This window comes from Novacetimonas pomaceti, from assembly GCF_003207955.1.
Classification (GTDB): Bacteria; Pseudomonadota; Alphaproteobacteria; order Acetobacterales; family Acetobacteraceae; genus Novacetimonas; species Novacetimonas pomaceti.
In genome coordinates this window covers 78,498-92,076 of sequence record NZ_NOXG01000003.1, presented here as the reverse complement: position 1 = coordinate 92,076, position 13,579 = coordinate 78,498, and the positions used below count along the sequence as shown (strand labels likewise).

At 65.2% G+C, this 13,579-nt stretch carries 18 protein-coding genes, 1 tRNA gene and 1 other RNA gene; 9 read left to right on the top strand and 11 right to left on the bottom strand.

From position 1 onward, the window contains the following. Window positions 1-41: 41 nt before the first annotated feature. Window positions 42-118, bottom strand: a tRNA-Asp gene (locus CFR71_RS04805). Between the two features lie 147 nt (window positions 119-265). Beyond that, a complete protein-coding gene (locus CFR71_RS04800; RefSeq protein WP_110528491.1) occupies window positions 266-799 on the bottom strand; it encodes a carboxymuconolactone decarboxylase family protein in 534 nt (177 codons plus the stop codon). A 72-nt stretch (window positions 800-871) separates the two neighbouring features. Here CFR71_RS04800 and CFR71_RS04795 point away from each other — a divergent pair, with 72 nt between their 5' ends. Further along, window positions 872-1,063: a hypothetical protein gene (locus CFR71_RS04795; protein ID WP_110527881.1), complete on the top strand. Its 192-nt coding sequence runs from the start codon at window positions 872-874 to the stop codon at window positions 1,061-1,063. Window positions 1,064-1,071: 8 nt separating this feature from the next. Here CFR71_RS04795 and CFR71_RS04790 read toward each other — a convergent pair whose 3' ends face one another. Then, window positions 1,072-1,614, bottom strand: coding sequence for a peroxiredoxin (locus CFR71_RS04790; protein ID WP_110527879.1), 543 nt, complete (start codon window positions 1,612-1,614; stop codon window positions 1,072-1,074). Between the two features lie 134 nt (window positions 1,615-1,748). Between CFR71_RS04790 and CFR71_RS04785 the strand changes: the two genes are divergently transcribed. The 3 genes from CFR71_RS04785 to CFR71_RS04775 all read left to right on the top strand — a co-directional run bounded on the left by CFR71_RS04785 (window position 1,749) and on the right by CFR71_RS04775 (window position 3,656). Continuing rightward, the gene (locus tag CFR71_RS04785) at window positions 1,749-2,714 is read left to right on the top strand and encodes a hydrogen peroxide-inducible genes activator (protein ID WP_110527876.1); all 966 of its coding nucleotides are present in this window, start codon (window positions 1,749-1,751) and stop codon (window positions 2,712-2,714) included. 89 nt (window positions 2,715-2,803) lie between these two features. Then, window positions 2,804-2,929 carry a type B 50S ribosomal protein L36 gene (gene ykgO / locus CFR71_RS04780; RefSeq protein ID WP_003617324.1) on the top strand — a complete coding sequence of 42 codons (126 nt, stop codon included), beginning with the start codon at window positions 2,804-2,806 and terminating at the stop codon, window positions 2,927-2,929. A gap of 118 nt (window positions 2,930-3,047) precedes the next feature. Then, window positions 3,048-3,656, top strand: coding sequence for a tetratricopeptide repeat protein (locus tag CFR71_RS04775; RefSeq protein ID WP_239020271.1), 609 nt, complete (start codon window positions 3,048-3,050; stop codon window positions 3,654-3,656). Window positions 3,657-3,877: 221 nt separating this feature from the next. On the opposite strand, the gene CFR71_RS04770 is transcribed toward CFR71_RS04775, so the two are convergent. The 6 genes from CFR71_RS04770 to CFR71_RS04745 all read right to left on the bottom strand — a co-directional run bounded on the left by CFR71_RS04770 (window position 3,878) and on the right by CFR71_RS04745 (window position 9,535). Beyond that, window positions 3,878-4,843, bottom strand: coding sequence for a peptidoglycan -binding protein (locus CFR71_RS04770; RefSeq protein ID WP_110527870.1), 966 nt, complete (start codon window positions 4,841-4,843; stop codon window positions 3,878-3,880). 19 nt (window positions 4,844-4,862) lie between these two features. Next, window positions 4,863-5,909, bottom strand: a complete 1,047-nt coding sequence (locus tag CFR71_RS04765; protein WP_110527867.1) for a flagellar motor protein MotA — start codon at window positions 5,907-5,909, stop codon at window positions 4,863-4,865. A gap of 12 nt (window positions 5,910-5,921) precedes the next feature. Further along, window positions 5,922-6,761, bottom strand: coding sequence for an OmpA family protein (locus CFR71_RS04760; protein WP_239020270.1), 840 nt, complete (start codon window positions 6,759-6,761; stop codon window positions 5,922-5,924). A gap of 132 nt (window positions 6,762-6,893) precedes the next feature. Continuing rightward, window positions 6,894-7,724 carry an inositol monophosphatase family protein gene (locus CFR71_RS04755; protein WP_110528488.1) on the bottom strand — a complete coding sequence of 277 codons (831 nt, stop codon included), beginning with the start codon at window positions 7,722-7,724 and terminating at the stop codon, window positions 6,894-6,896. A gap of 109 nt (window positions 7,725-7,833) precedes the next feature. Next, entirely contained in the window at window positions 7,834-8,400 is a 567-nt protein-coding gene (gene efp / locus CFR71_RS04750) for an elongation factor P (RefSeq protein ID WP_110527864.1), read from the bottom strand. 46 nt (window positions 8,401-8,446) lie between these two features. Then, a complete protein-coding gene (locus tag CFR71_RS04745) occupies window positions 8,447-9,535 on the bottom strand; it encodes a lysine-2,3-aminomutase-like protein (protein WP_110527861.1) in 1,089 nt (362 codons plus the stop codon). Window positions 9,536-9,670: 135 nt separating this feature from the next. On the opposite strand from CFR71_RS04745, the gene epmA reads away from it, so the two are divergent. Then, complete coding sequence (epmA, locus tag CFR71_RS04740; RefSeq protein WP_110527858.1) at window positions 9,671-10,711, top strand: EF-P lysine aminoacylase EpmA; 1,041 nt, start codon at window positions 9,671-9,673, stop codon at window positions 10,709-10,711. Between the two features lie 177 nt (window positions 10,712-10,888). Here the strand turns inward: epmA and thiE are convergent, their stop codons facing one another. Both thiE and CFR71_RS04730 read right to left on the bottom strand, forming a co-directional pair. Then, window positions 10,889-11,530, bottom strand: a complete 642-nt coding sequence (thiE, locus tag CFR71_RS04735) for a thiamine phosphate synthase (protein WP_110527855.1) — start codon at window positions 11,528-11,530, stop codon at window positions 10,889-10,891. Window positions 11,531-11,664: 134 nt separating this feature from the next. Further along, window positions 11,665-12,087: a hypothetical protein gene (locus CFR71_RS04730; RefSeq protein ID WP_110527853.1), complete on the bottom strand. Its 423-nt coding sequence runs from the start codon at window positions 12,085-12,087 to the stop codon at window positions 11,665-11,667. Between the two features lie 60 nt (window positions 12,088-12,147). On the opposite strand from CFR71_RS04730, the gene CFR71_RS04725 reads away from it, so the two are divergent. The 4 genes from CFR71_RS04725 (at window position 12,148) to CFR71_RS04710 (ending at window position 13,564) form a co-directional block, all read left to right on the top strand. Then, on the top strand, window positions 12,148-12,441 hold the full coding sequence (locus tag CFR71_RS04725) for a hypothetical protein (RefSeq protein WP_110527850.1): 294 nt from the start codon (window positions 12,148-12,150) through the stop codon (window positions 12,439-12,441). Between the two features lie 2 nt (window positions 12,442-12,443). Continuing rightward, window positions 12,444-12,785 (top strand): cell division protein ZapA, encoded by a 342-nt coding sequence (locus CFR71_RS04720; protein ID WP_110527847.1) that lies wholly within the window; start codon window positions 12,444-12,446, stop codon window positions 12,783-12,785. Window positions 12,786-12,794: 9 nt separating this feature from the next. Beyond that, window positions 12,795-12,954, top strand: a non-coding RNA gene (gene ssrS, locus CFR71_RS04715) — 6S RNA. A 4-nt stretch (window positions 12,955-12,958) separates the two neighbouring features. Beyond that, window positions 12,959-13,564 (top strand): 5-formyltetrahydrofolate cyclo-ligase, encoded by a 606-nt coding sequence (locus tag CFR71_RS04710; protein WP_110527844.1) that lies wholly within the window; start codon window positions 12,959-12,961, stop codon window positions 13,562-13,564. The last annotated feature ends 15 nt before the right edge of the window (window positions 13,565-13,579 follow it).

Below are 13,579 nucleotides of genomic sequence, written 5' to 3'. Positions count from 1 at the left end.
CCGGGCAGGGAAGGATTTTCTGGAAAGGAAATGCCAGGAAATGGCGCGAGTGACGGGGCTCGAACCCGCGACCTCCGGCGTGACAGGCCGGCGCTCTAACCAACTGAGCTACACCCGCGTGGGCTGCCGGGGAGGAAGAAGCCCCGGAACCATTCGGTGGATGGGCAAATAACAGGCTTCGGCTGCTCTGGCAACGGCCTGTCGAAAAAAAACGGCATCTTTTTCATGGTGATGCCGTTTTTTGCCGAAAATCCGCCCGTCCCGATCAGCCTGCTTTCGGCAGGCTGGCCCCGTCAAGGATCACGGCCACGCCATGCACGGTCGCGGCGATGCGCACGGCGGTCTGGATCTGTTCGGTGCCAAGGCCCGCCTTGCGGAGCTGATGTTCATGGCTTTCCATGCACATGCCGCATCCGTTGATGGCCGACACCGCCAGGGACCAGAGTTCGAAATCGACCTTTTCCACGCCCGGGCGTGCGATGACGTTCATCCGCAGCTGTGCCGGCATCTTGGCGTAATCGCCGCCGACCAGATGCACGAAGCGGTAATAGACATTGTTCATGCCCATGATGGCGGCGGCGGCGCGCGCGGCGTCAAGTGCCGCGCCAGACAGGGATTCGGCGAAATGCGCGCTCAGCAGGTCCGTGACCAGCGGGTTGCGTGACGCGATGGCCGACGCCACGAACGTCCCGGCCAGCTGCTGCGGCGTGAGGGTAACGTCGTGGGAGAGGGAACCCAGATTGAGCTTCAGGTCCTTGGCGTAATCAGGCAGGAGGGATTTGAGCGTATCGAGCGACATGAAGACGTGCCTCGCGCAGGTCAGGAAAACGGGAAAGGGGACATCCCGCCCGCGAAGAAGCATGCATGCCCCATGCGGGCGTCATCGGATGACGTGGCGGAAGGGGATATCGGGGTCCACATGCCGGGATGCCGCGGGCGCGCCGGAACAGCAGGGGACAGGGCTGCGGGCAACATGGCGGCAGGCGCGGAAGCCGGGGATGCGGACGCCATCCCGCGCGGTGACGCGCCGCGCGGGATACCGCCTGGACCGGTCAGGCCCTGATCGTGCGATCAGGCCTTGATGAAGGCATCGCCCTTCTTCCAGTTGCACGGGCACAGCTCGTCGCTCTGCAGGCCGTCGAGGATGCGCAGGATTTCCTGCGGGTTGCGGCCGACCGACAGGTCGTTGACGCTGACATGGCGGATGATGCCCTGCGGGTCGATGATGAACGTGGCGCGATAGGCGGCACCCGCGCCCTGCGACATCACACCAACGCCTTCGATCAGTTCGCGCTTGATGTCGGACAGCATGGGAATTTCGAGGTTCTTGAGGTCCTCGTTATGCAGGCGCCAGTTCAGGTGCACGAACGCGCTGTCGATCGACACGCCATACACCACCGCGTCGCGGTCCTTGAATTCACCGGCCAGCTTGCCGAACGCCACGATTTCCGTGGGGCAGACGAACGTGAAGTCCAGCGGCCAGAAGAAAACGATCTTCCACTTGCCTTCATTGGTTTCATCCGAAATCTGGACGAACTCGCCCTTCAGTCCTTCGGGGCCGCCGGGAACGGCCTGCAGGTTGAAGCTCGGGAACTTGTCACCGACTGTAAGCATTTGAAGAATCTCCCTTGATTCGGTTGAGGGTCAGGCAGTCCACCCGGATGGGCGCGTCCGATGGGCTATATCTATGACCCTGATGCTGCTATCAGACCAGTGAATAATTTATATATTCATGATCGAATTGATCGATGCTTCCCATGCCTTCCGCACAGCAGCTCCGCTATCTCGTCACACTGGCGGAGCTGCGTCATTTCGGCCGCGCCGCCAGAAGCTGCGCCGTCACGCAGTCCACCCTTTCGGCGGGAATCCTTGCCCTTGAGCGGCAGATGAACGTGCAGCTTCTTGACCGCAATGTCGGCAAGAAGGTGGTGTTCACGCCGCTGGGGAACGAGGTGGTCGCCCGCGCCCGGCTGGCGCTGGAGGCATTGCAGTCGGTCCTTGACGTGGCGGCGGCGTCGCACGAACCGATGAGCGGCCTGCTGCGCATCGGGGTCATTCCCACGATCGGCCCGTTTGTCGTGCCCGACCTGATCCGCCGGCTGCGGCAGGGGTTCGCGCGGATGCGGCTTTCGCTGAACGAGGACCTGACCCACCATGTGCTGGAAAAGCTGTCGCTGGGGCGGCTTGACCTCGTGCTGCTGGCGATGCCGTGCGACTGCGCCGACAGCGAGACATGGCCCCTGTGGCGCGATGCCTTCATGCTGGCGATGCCCGAAAGCCATCCCCTGTCGAAACTCTCGGCGGTGCCGGTTGAACGGATCGTCTCCGAACGCATGATCATGCTGGAGGACGGGCACTGCCTGCGGGACCAGACGCTGGCGCTGTGCCGTCAGGTGCGGGGATGGTCCCGCGCCGAAGGGGGGGAGGAGTTCACCGTCACGTCCCTGCATACCATGGTGGAAATGGTGGGCGCGGGACTCGGGGTCGCCCTGCTGCCGCAGATGGCGGTCGAGGCCGGGCTGCTGCGTGAGCAGGCGGTCGTGGCGCGTCCCGTGACAGGGGGGCAGGCATGGCGCACGATCGGGCTGGCGTGGCGTCCGCGTTCGCCACGGATGGGGGATTTCCGGACGCTTGCCCCGTTTTTCATTCCCCCGCACCTGTCCACAAGGGAAGGAAAAGCGTCGCGGGCGCCGTTTTCCGGGGATAAAAAGTAGGAAGGGGGCGTCGTTGCGGTTGACTCATCGCGCGGTCAGGGGTATTCGGGCGCCTCTTTGCGGTTTCAGCCGCCAGTGAGGGTCGGATCATGAAAATCAGAAACAGCCTGAAGTCGGCCAAGGTTCGTGACAAGGACTGCCGTGTGGTCCGTCGTCGTGGCAAGGTCTATGTCATCAACAAGAAGAACCCGCGCATGAAGGCCCGTCAGGGCTGATTGCCGGACGGATTTGACCGTCAGGTTCCATATTGATGCGACACAGGGTCGCGTGAGCTGGCATAACTCTGCCCGCTTGCGCGGCCTTTTGTGCGTTCTGGCGTCCCTGTATCCCGTAATGGCGGGGCCTGCCGTCATGGCCGCCCCCGCCGCGGGCAATCCGGCAACGCCCCCGCCCGCCCATCATTCCGCCCCCATGGCCAAACCGGATGCCACGACGCAGAAGGATAAGGCGGAGAAAGACAAGGAACCGACGCTCCCCGAGCTTCAGGATGAACTGGCGCACGCGAAGTCACGGCAGGCGGCGGGCGATCTGCTGGACCGGATCGAACAGCTGCGCCAGAAAGAGATTTCGCCCACGACCCGCCTGCTGGTACGCCGCGCGCAGGATGACCTTGGCGAAGACCGCGTGGGCGATGCGCAGACCGACCTGAATGATGCGCTGGTCCTGCAGCCGGATCTGGAAATCCTGTGGCGCACGCGCGCGCAGGCGCGTCTGGCGGGGGCGAATGCCGACGGGGCGGTGGCCGACCTTGGCGTGGCGCTGCATCATGACCCGCGCGACGTGCTGGCATGGCAGATCCTGAGCGATGCGGAGGGCGTGCGTGGCGACTGGGGCGCTGCGTGGAAGGCATGGCAGCACGTCCTGTCGCTTTATCCCATGTTTCCCGGTGCCGCCCACCAGACCGAGGACCTGCGCCTCAAGGCGTTCGGACGTCCCACCTGATTTCCCGCGCATGACCGACAGTCCCTCCTGACGCCGGCTGCGCGGTCAGGTAGGCATCAGGTGACCCATTGCAGGGCTGTCTGAGAACAGCCGGCTGATAAAAATAACAGAAGTTTTTGGTGAAGCTTTTTGCAAAAGCTTCGAAAGACGTCGCCTTTTTGAAAAAAGGCGACACCCAAAAACTTTCATGATTTCAGGGTATTCTTTGGACCTGCCTTTTCTTACCGGTCGGTCAGGCGGAATTCGATGCGACGGTTACGGGCATAGGCTTCCGCCGTCGTGCCGTTATCAAGCGGCTGGAAATCGGCAAAGCCGGTTGCTGCCAGGTGATGTGGGTCGATCCCGTCGGAAATCAGCATCTTGACCACCGTGATGGCACGCGCCGATGACAGTTCCCAGTTACTGGGGAAGGCCGTGTGGATCGGCAGGCGGTCGGCATGGCCATCCACGCGCAGGATCCATGGGATCGAGGGCGGGATCTGCTGCGCCACCTGTTTGAGGGTGCGGCCCAGCACCCTGATTTCCTGCACGCCTTCGGGCGACAGGTCGGCGCTGCCAACGGGGAAGAGGACCTCGCTCTGGAAGACGAAGCGGTCGCCCACCACCTGGATGCCCTTGGTATCCTTCAGCACGTCGCGCAGGCGGCCAAAGAATTCCGAGCGGTAGCGCTGCAGCTGTTCCACCTTGCGGGCCAGCGCGACATTAAGCTGCATGCCAAGGTTGTCGATCTTGCGATCGCGGTCCTGGACCTCGTTTTCGCTGATCTCCAGCGCGGTGCTGACGGCCGCCAGCTGTGCGCTGAGCTGCGCGACCTGAGCGTTCAGGTCATCGGCCTGATGGCGCGCGCTGTCGCGTTCGGCGGCCTGCTGGGTGACCTGCGCCGTCAGCGACGTGGCGGTGGCCTGATCGGCGGCATGTTCTTTCTGGAGCGTTGCGACCGATTGCTGCAGGGAACGGTTATGTCCCTGTTCCAGCGACAGCATCTGGCCCAGATGTGCGACCTCGCGCTGGAGCTGGTCAAGGACCTGCTGGCGCTTGTTCAGCGCCACGGACAGGAATGCCTGTCCCAGCACGAAAACAAGCAGCACGAAGATGATGACCATCAGGAGGGTGGACAGCGCGTCCACATATCCCGGCCATGCATTCAGTTCGGAGGAGCGGGACTGGCGGCGGGAACGGCGGGCCATGGCGGGAACTTTCTATGAATCAGGAGGCAGGGCGTCCCGCGCCCGGGGCGGCCGCGGCGATGGTGCGGGCCAGAAGACGCAGGTCGCCACGGATTTCGCTGGAAATCTGCGTGCGTCCTGCTTCGGACTCCTGCACCAGGCGGGCCAGCAGGGCTTCGATATTCTGCAGATGTTCGCCCCCGCGCGGATCCACCAGATGGGCAAGACGGTCATTCAGGGTGGACAGCATGTGCTGTTCCTGCGCGCGATGTTCCTCGTTGCGGGCCAGCAGCGTCTGGAGCTTTTCAAGGTTTTCCGCCGTATGTTCCAGCAGCGCCTCCACATAGGCCGGCAGGGTCCCTTCCTCGCCGGAAGCGGCGACGCCACCGCCCGACAGGCGCGTGATGCTGGCCAGCCATTCCTCGAGTTCGTTGAAAAAGCGGTTCTGCGCCTGTCCGGCGGTCAGGTCCAGAAAACCCAGGACCAGCGCGCCCGCCAGACCGAACATGGAACCTGAAAATGCCGTGCCCATCCCGTGCAGCGGCCCGGCCAGCCCGGTCTTGAGCTGATCGAACATCGCCGTCATGTCGCCCGATCCGACGGTCATGCCGCCGATGACATCCGCGATGGACCCCACCGTCAGCAGCAGCCCGTAGAACGTGCCCAGCAGCCCCAGGAAAATCAGCAGCCCCGTCAGGTAACGCGAGAGTTCGCGCCCTTCGTCAAGCCGCGACGAAATGCTGTCGAGCAGCGACTGCGCCACGGGGGCCGACAGCGTCAGGCGGGTGCCGCGTTCGCGCGTCGCCAGCATGGAGGCCATGGCCGCCAGCAGGCGCGGCGGCTGCGGCGTGGTCAGCCCTTCGCGCGGGTGGCGGATGGTATCCACCCACCGTACCTCGGGGATCAGGCGCAGGACCATGGACACGTTCCACGCGATCCCCAGCGCAAGGATGCCAAGGATCAGCCCGTCGAGGTAGGGGTTGTTGAAAAACGCCTGGTACAGCGTAGTCCCCAGCATGGAGGCAACAATGCCTACAGCCAGAAGGAACAGGACAATCCGGAGGATATAGGTCGTAGGTCGCGTCACGCAGCTGCTCGCTCAGGAAGGAGAAGGATTTGACGCCACCACACCAGAGCGGGTCACGTCAATACAGTCCGGAGTTATTCCGATCTGGTTTTCAGGCGGCAGCCCGATGGCGCGGACATAGATGCGGGTCGATGCGACCCCGGCATGGATCAGGACGGAGCGCGCGGCAAGCCCACGCGACAGCGCGATGCGACGCGGGGTGGAGGCATCGTCGCCATTCCCCTCGCCATACGCGGCGATGCTTATGCGCTGGTCCGGCAGGTGCTGCATGACGCCCGCCAGTGTCTGCAGGGCCGCGATCATGCGCGGGTTCATGTCCGCGCTCTGGTTTCCGAAAAACAGCCGCGTGCCGCCGGGAATGCGCATCGCGTGGCCCTTGGCCGCCGGGTCGGGCTTGACCTCCGGCGGGGGCGGTGCGGGATGCAGCGGAACATGCACTTCGGGGGGGCGCAGGACGGGATTGGCGGGCGGGGTCGTCGCAACCTGCGGCACCGCCGCGACGGCGGCCGGGCTGGCCGCGTCCGTGGCGGACGGGGTATTGGCGGACGGGATACTGGCCGGGGCATGGGGCCCCATTTCATTGCTGGCGGCGTGGGGGGAGGGTTTCGCCTCCGCGCGGGCAGGCGGCGGCGCGCCAAGCGTATTGAGCACGTCCGGATGGGTGACCACCTGCGCATGGAGGATGTCGTGTCCCGCCGGCGCAAGGCCGAGGAGCAGCCCCAGCGCGAGGCCCGGCACCAGTGTCGTGCCCGCGCGCGATGCCGTCACGGGACGGGCGGGGGACAGGCGGGGGACAGGAGGTGTCCGGGGCGGCATGGGGGAAGGGCGCGTGAAGGTCGGTTCATGTGACATGGTGACCGACACGCTAGACGAGGGGCGGGGCGCACTCAACATGATCGTGCGCATGGGACGCGAAATCGCGGCCCCGTCAGCGATGGCCCAATCCCCGGGCCCGGGACATTGCCCGGCCCATTGGGCGGGTCTTCAGGAACGCGGCGTCAGGCTGTTGGCGACCAGTTCGCGCAGGACGCCATGCAGGTGCGGGTTGCCCGCCACCGCATCCACCGAGTCCGGGAAGTCGTTGAGGTCGACGCCCTGGGGATCGGTGGCATAGCCCCCGGCCTCGCGCACCAGCAGCACGCCAGCGGCACAGTCCCACGGGCGGATGCCCAGTTCCCAGTACCCTTCGTAACGGCCGGCCGCCACCCATGCGAGGTCAAGTGCCGCCGCCCCGAAGCGGCGGATGCCTGCGACCTGCGGCATCAGCGCGCCCAGCGTGCGGGCAAAGGACAGGCGGTTCTTGGCCGACACCTTGGCAAAGGGAATTCCCGTCGCGAACAGCGATTCGTCCATGTTGCGCCGGGCCGAGACACGCAGGCGGCGTTCGTTGAGGAACGCGCCAATGCCCTTTTCGGCCCAGAACATCTCGTTCGCGGCGGGGTTGTAGACGAGGGCGGCGACCATTTCGATCGCGCCATCGGGCAGGCGGCGCTGCAGGCCGATGGAAATGGCCCAGTGCGGGATGCCATGCAGGAAGTTGGTCGTCCCGTCCAGCGGATCGACAATCCAGCGCCATGTCCAGCCATCGCCACCCGACGCGCCGCTTTCCTCCATCAGGAAGGCATAGCCGGGACGCGCGCGGCCAAGCTCCTCGCGCAGGGTCGTCTCGGCGCGCAGGTCGGCCTGCGACACGAAATCGCCGGGTCCCTTGATGCTGACCTGAAGCTGCTCGACCTCATTGAAATCACGCAGCAGCCGGCGCGCCGCTTTCTGCGCGGCGTTCTGCATCACCGTCATATGAGGGGAAAGTCGCATTGCCACGGTGATCGGTCCTGTCTGGTTCGGCGGTGAAACGGGAATGGAAGCGGGATGGGAAAACGCAATGACCGCGGACGCCCGGACGGGCGCCACGCGGGTCGGTCATTCAGGACTTGGCGCGCTCGACATAGCTGCCGTCCTCGGTGCGGACCACGATGCTTTCGCCCGCTTCGATGAAGGGGGGGACCATGGTCTTGACGCCGTTGGACAGGCGGGCGGGCTTGTACGACGAACTGGCGGTCTGTCCCTTGACGACGGGATCGGCCTCCACGACCTCGAGCGTCACCTGACTGGGCAGCACGACGCCGACCGGGTCACCTTCGACAAGGTTGAGGACCAGCGTCATGTTGTCCTGCAGGAAGGGGGCCTGATCGCCCAGCAGGTCCAGCGGAAGCAGCAGCTGTTCGAACGTTTCCGGGTCCATCAGGACGATGTTGTCACCATCCATGTAGGAATAGGTATATTCCTTTTCCTCGGTCATCAGGCGTTCGACGGTATCCGCCGTGCGCCAGCGTTCGTTCGTCTTGTTGCCGGTCTTGAGGTCGCGCATCTCCACCTGGATGAAGGCGCCGCCCTTGCCCGGAGTGATGATCTGCTGCTTCAGGACCGTCCAGCGACGGCCGTCATGCTCGATGACCTGTCCGGCACGGATCAGGTTCGCCTGCTGTTTCATAGGGGTCTCTGTCTGAACTTGTGGGAATGTCTTGAAGGATGGGCTTCTACCTCCCCCGGCGCGGAAGGGCAAGTTTTGCGCTGTCGCCTTCTTCCACCCGATGGGTCCTGCCCTGCGGATCGCGCACCCCGACGACGGTGTTTTCCATCGTTTCCAGATAGGCGGGGCCGATCGGCACCTTGCCATGGCCGCCGGGGATATCGAGGACATAGGTCGGCCATGCCAGCCCCGTCACCCGCCCGCGCAGCGCCGCCAGCAGGCGCTGCCCCTGTGCGATGGGCACGCGAAAGCGTGACGTGCCGGGGGCGGGGTCCAGCTGGTGCAGGTAATAGGGCCTGACCCGCGCCGACACCAGCGCGCGCAGCAGAGCCTCCAGCGTCTCGGGCGTGTCATTGACCCCGCGCAGCAGCACCGACTGCGCGATGACGGGAATGGCGCGCGCCTGTATCCGGCGGATGGCGTCGCGTGCCTGCGGGGTCAGTTCGCGGGCGTGATTGACGTGCGCCACCACCCACATGCTGCATGTGGTGTCCAGTGCCGCGGCCATCTCTTCGGTGATGCGCGCGGGATCGGCCACGGGCACGCGGGTATGGATGCGGATGGTATGGACATGGGGCATCGCCTCCAGCGCGCGGATGATGCGCGACATGCGCCGCGGCGACAGCATCATCGGATCGCCGCCCGTCAGGATCACCTCGCCAATGGCCGGGTGGTCCCGCAGCCAGTCCAGCGCGCGTTCCAGGGCGGCCTCGTCCAGCACGCCGCCATCGGGGCCGACATGTTCGCGGCGGAAACAGAACCGGCAGTAAAGCGGGCAGACCAGCAGCGGCTTGAGCAGCGCGCGATCGGCATAGCGGTGGACAATTCCCGGCACCGGCGACAGCGCGTCATCGCCGATCGGGTCCGAACGTTCCTCCGCCGTGACCACAAGTTCCGCCGGATCGGGGATGACCTGCCGCCCGATCGGGTCGTCTGGATGTTCGATCAGCTCGGCAAAGGCCGGTGGAATCGCGGTGGCGTAATGTCGCGCCACCTCCTCCAGCGCGGATCGCGCCCCCTCTGGCGCCAGGCCTGCGTCAACCAGGTCGCCGACAGTGCGCAGCGTGCGGGCGGCGGGACGTGGGGTGTCTGGCATGACGGGACCTCCGTGACGCGGGGATGAAGCGGGACGGCAAAAAGGGAAGTCGGCGGGTCGCAGGGGGTTGACCTGCGCTTCTCCTGCCGCGCTGTACTGCGCGCCGGTTTTCCCTGCAACCGGAGTTGCGCGTCCATGAACGAATCTTCCGGAAACGAATCTCCCGGCCCGGCACCGGCGCATGCGGGCCACGACCCCGCCCGCATTGCCGAACGCCTTGCGCTGTTGCGGCGCCGTGGGCTGGTCATCCGTGCCATACGCGCGTTTTTCGAGGCGCGTGGCTATCTGGAGGTCGAAACCCCCTATGCCGTGCCCACGCCGGGGGAGGAAGTGCACCTGAAGGTGTTCCGCACCGAGCAGCACAGCCCCGATGGTCGGACGCGTCCGCTGTTTTTGCACACAAGCCCCGAATTCGCGATGAAGCGCATCGTCGCGGCGACGGGGCTGCCGGTGTTCCAGATGGCGCGCGTGTGGCGCAATGCGGAGGGCAGCCGCCTGCACGCGCATGAATTCACGATGCTGGAATGGTATTGTCCCCACGCCAGCCTGTCGGACCTGATGGACGAGACGGAGGCCCTGCTGCGCGCGACGCTGCCGCCCGTGGTTCAGGGGACGCAGGTCGAAATCGCCCCGCCGTTCGAGCGCCTGACGATGGCGGAGGCATTCGGGCGGTACGCAGGCGTTGACCTGCTGGCGACGGGCGATGACGCGGCCGCGCTGGCGCATGCCGCCGGGTGCGACCTGCGATCGGACGAAAGCTGGGAGGACCTGTTCTTTCGCCTGTTGATGGAACGGGTCGAGCCGCATATCGGGCGCCTCCGCCCCACCTTCCTGACGCACTGGCCCGCCAGTCAGGCGGCCCTTGCCCGTCGTGATCCACATGACCCGCGCGTGGCGTTGCGTTTCGAACTGTATGCCGACGGGATCGAACTGGCCAACGCGTTCGAGGAACTGACCGACCAGGCGGAGCAGGAGGCGCGTTTCGTCGCCGATCGCGCCCGCCGCGCGGAGCTGTACGCGGATGACCCGGATGCGGCGTGGCCGATGGACCATGCGTTCCTCGCGGCGCTGGACGCCCTGCCGCCCTGCGCGGGGATCGCGCTTGGCCTGGATCGGCTGGTGATGCTGGCTGCCGGGACGCGGCGCATCAGTGACATATTATGGCTGCCGGAATGAAAGGAGTTATTTGGAAACCGCAGGTTGGGTAAGATTGATAAAAGTTTTTGGGTGTCGCCTTTTTGAAAAAAGGCGACGTCATCTGAAGCTTTTTGCAAAAAGCTTCACCAAAAACTTTTATAATTTCAGTGTATTATCGGGCCTGATTTTTCAGACAGCCCCCAGGGTCTGTCGGGTTCAGTCAACCGAATCGGCTGCGGCGTCCATCGCGGCGTTCATTGCCCGCACGCCCGCGTCGGGGCCATCGGGATGTGACCATACCGCGCTGATGACCGCCAGGAAATCAGCCCCCGCACGGACCAGCGGCGCGCAGTTGCCTGGCGTGATTCCCCCGATCGCGACAACCGGCAGCTCCATCATGCCGCTCCACCATGTCAGCAGGTCGGTGCCCGCCCGGACGGAGGTTTCCTTTGAGACCGAGGGGAAGAACGCGCCGAACGCCACGTAATCCGCCCCGCCTTCGCCCGCGCGCATCGCCATGTCGCGACTGTCATAGCATGAGACGCCCAGCTGCAGGTCGTCGCCAAGGATGCGTCGCGCCTCTTCCACCGTCATGTCGTCCATGCCGACATGCGCGCCGTCGCAGCCGGTGGAGCGCGCAAGGTCGGGACGGTCATTGAGGATGAAGGCGACGTCGCGTTCGTGCGCGACCGGACGCAGCGCGTCGATGGCGCGGCGGATCGCATCGTCGGGAACGTTCTTGAGCCGCAGCTGCACCGCCGCCACCGGCCCGGCGTCAAGCGCGCGCGCCAGTGTGGGCGCGAACGCGTGGGGGTCAAGCGACTCGGGCGTGACAAGATAAAGCTGGCAATCGGTCATGGTAAGCCGATCATATGACGCACATCCGTCATGGAAAACAGCCCTCACGGCGCATGGGGTGTGTTGGGCAGGCGTTCGGTCGCGGCATGCCCCGCGTTCGAAGGGGATGGCGATGCAAAATGACGATGCGCCGCTCAGCCGGCGGGGTGGGATCGCAGGTATCGCTGCAATGCGTCTGCCGCGTCCGGGCCGGCGATGACATGCGCGTCCGGGCGGCCCCGCAGGCATGTCGCCCCCATGATCCCCGCCAGTTGGGCCAGCGCGTCGTGCTGCGTGCAGGCGGGTTCGACGATGACGCCCCCCAGCCCCGCACGAAGCCCTTCGGCCGCGCGGGCCGCCGCCATGCCGCAATCAAGAAAGGCGGGCATGCCGGCCCCCGCCGTCAGCGCCTTCCACCATGCGATCCCCATGAAGCAGCCGGCATCGGGTTCGGATACCAGTGCGCAGGAACTGCCGGGCCGGGTGTTCAGCGCGGTGCATACCATTTCCATTTCCCCAAGGGTGGAAATGACGACGAAATGACGCGGAAGCGCAAAAATGTCATGATTATCGATCATGCTTGACGTTCAGACGCCACCGGGCGATCAGTTTGCAAGGGACCATGGCAGGAAATAAGGATGAACGTGTCCAATACTGACACAACGCAGACGGGGCAGGAAGCCTCCGCATCCGCGCATGAAGGGACGATTGACCCGGCGGACCGGCTGGAACAGGCGCTGACGCGTATCGCCTTTGCCATCGAATGCCGCGAACAGGGAACGTGGCCGTCGCTGCCGCCGTCACCTTCTTCCACGCCGGAGGTGGACCTTCAGGCGCTGGCGGCGAATATTGACGTCCTGATCGCCCGGGTGCGCGATCTTCTGGATGACGGGGAACCGGCAGCCGTGATCGCGGATGTAAGGGACGAATGACGATGGGACAGGTGACGGTACGCATCAACGGGTATTCCTATACCGTTGGATGCGAGGAAGGGCAGGAACAGCACCTGCAGGCGATGGCGCAGGAAGTGGAGCGGCGAATCGACCGTATCCGTGCGCTGGGCGGTCACAGCGGCGAAGGGCGGCTGCTGGCGCTGGCGGCGCTGCTGATGGCGGACGAGATCCATGACCTGACAGCGGAAAAGATGTCCGCCGACACCGCCCACCAGCTGGCGCAGGGCCGTCAGGCCCGGATCGAGAACGAGCGCCGTCGCGATCAGCTGACGCATCTGGTGGAACGCGCGGAAAACATTGCAGCCGCCCTCGAACGTGACTAGATAACAGGTGCGGGGCTGCCGGACGCGTCAGGCAACATTCAACCCCTGGGCCGATAAGCACTTCCTAAGGGAGCTGGCACTGTCGTGACCGTGGTCACGTTACCTGGCGCCCACCTGCACCTGCAGGTCCGGGAGGGCTGATAAGACCAACGGTCATGGTGGCTCCGTAATTCATGACGATATCTCCCGATTCCGATTCGCCCGCCCTGGCGCGGGCCAAGGCCGAACTGCGGCGGCAGTGCCGGGCGCGACGGGAAAATACCCCGCCCACGGCGGCCCAGGAACATGCCCTGCGCGCGGGCATCCTCGCCTGCGTGGATCTGGTCCCGGCTGGTGGCGCGATCGCCCTGGTCTGGCCACTACCGGGGGAAATCGACCTGCGGCCGGTTTTCATGCCCCTTCACCAGCGCGGCTATCGCGTCCTGCTGCCCTTTACGCCGCCACGGGGGCAGCCGCTGTCGTTCCATCACTGGCATCCTGACGTGACGATGTGCAACGGCCGATTCGCGACGTGGCATCCTGACGGGCATGCCCACCGGCCCGACATGGTGTTCGTGCCGCTGCTGGCCTTTGACAGGCGGGGTGGGCGGCTGGGATACGGGGGGGGATATTACGATCGCACGCTTGCGCGGCTGCCCCGTGCGATTGCGATCGGCTATGGTCTCGCCACGCAGGAGGTCGCGAACATTCCCATGGGGCCGCATGACGTGCCGCTGTCGGGCGTCGTGACGGAGCGCGAACGGATCGCGTGTCATGGGAATGCGTCCACGCGCGGGTAAAGAGGAAGGTCGGGT

Bases quoted from the DNA above. Each gene is read 5' to 3' on its own strand.
- CFR71_RS04800 (WP_110528491.1), bottom strand. From the start codon at position 799: ATGTCGCTCGATACGCTCAAATCCCTCCTGCCTGATTACGCCAAGGAC.
- CFR71_RS04795 (WP_110527881.1), top strand. From the start codon at position 872: ATGCGGGCGTCATCGGATGACGTGGCGGAAGGGGATATCGGGGTCCAC.
- CFR71_RS04790 (WP_110527879.1), bottom strand. From the start codon at position 1,614: ATGCTTACAGTCGGTGACAAGTTCCCGAGCTTCAACCTGCAGGCCGTT.
- CFR71_RS04785 (WP_110527876.1), top strand. From the start codon at position 1,749: ATGCTTCCCATGCCTTCCGCACAGCAGCTCCGCTATCTCGTCACACTG.
- ykgO (WP_003617324.1), top strand. From the start codon at position 2,804: ATGAAAATCAGAAACAGCCTGAAGTCGGCCAAGGTTCGTGACAAGGAC.
- CFR71_RS04775 (WP_239020271.1), top strand. From the start codon at position 3,048: ATGGCGGGGCCTGCCGTCATGGCCGCCCCCGCCGCGGGCAATCCGGCA.
- CFR71_RS04770 (WP_110527870.1), bottom strand. From the start codon at position 4,843: ATGGCCCGCCGTTCCCGCCGCCAGTCCCGCTCCTCCGAACTGAATGCA.
- CFR71_RS04760 (WP_239020270.1), bottom strand. From the start codon at position 6,761: ATGTCACATGAACCGACCTTCACGCGCCCTTCCCCCATGCCGCCCCGG.
- CFR71_RS04755 (WP_110528488.1), bottom strand. From the start codon at position 7,724: ATGCGACTTTCCCCTCATATGACGGTGATGCAGAACGCCGCGCAGAAA.
- efp (WP_110527864.1), bottom strand. From the start codon at position 8,400: ATGAAACAGCAGGCGAACCTGATCCGTGCCGGACAGGTCATCGAGCAT.
- CFR71_RS04745 (WP_110527861.1), bottom strand. From the start codon at position 9,535: ATGCCAGACACCCCACGTCCCGCCGCCCGCACGCTGCGCACTGTCGGC.
- epmA (WP_110527858.1), top strand. From the start codon at position 9,671: ATGAACGAATCTTCCGGAAACGAATCTCCCGGCCCGGCACCGGCGCAT.
- thiE (WP_110527855.1), bottom strand. From the start codon at position 11,530: ATGACCGATTGCCAGCTTTATCTTGTCACGCCCGAGTCGCTTGACCCC.
- CFR71_RS04730 (WP_110527853.1), bottom strand. From the start codon at position 12,087: ATGATCGATAATCATGACATTTTTGCGCTTCCGCGTCATTTCGTCGTC.
- CFR71_RS04725 (WP_110527850.1), top strand. From the start codon at position 12,148: ATGAACGTGTCCAATACTGACACAACGCAGACGGGGCAGGAAGCCTCC.
- CFR71_RS04720 (WP_110527847.1), top strand. From the start codon at position 12,444: ATGGGACAGGTGACGGTACGCATCAACGGGTATTCCTATACCGTTGGA.
- CFR71_RS04710 (WP_110527844.1), top strand. From the start codon at position 12,959: ATGACGATATCTCCCGATTCCGATTCGCCCGCCCTGGCGCGGGCCAAG.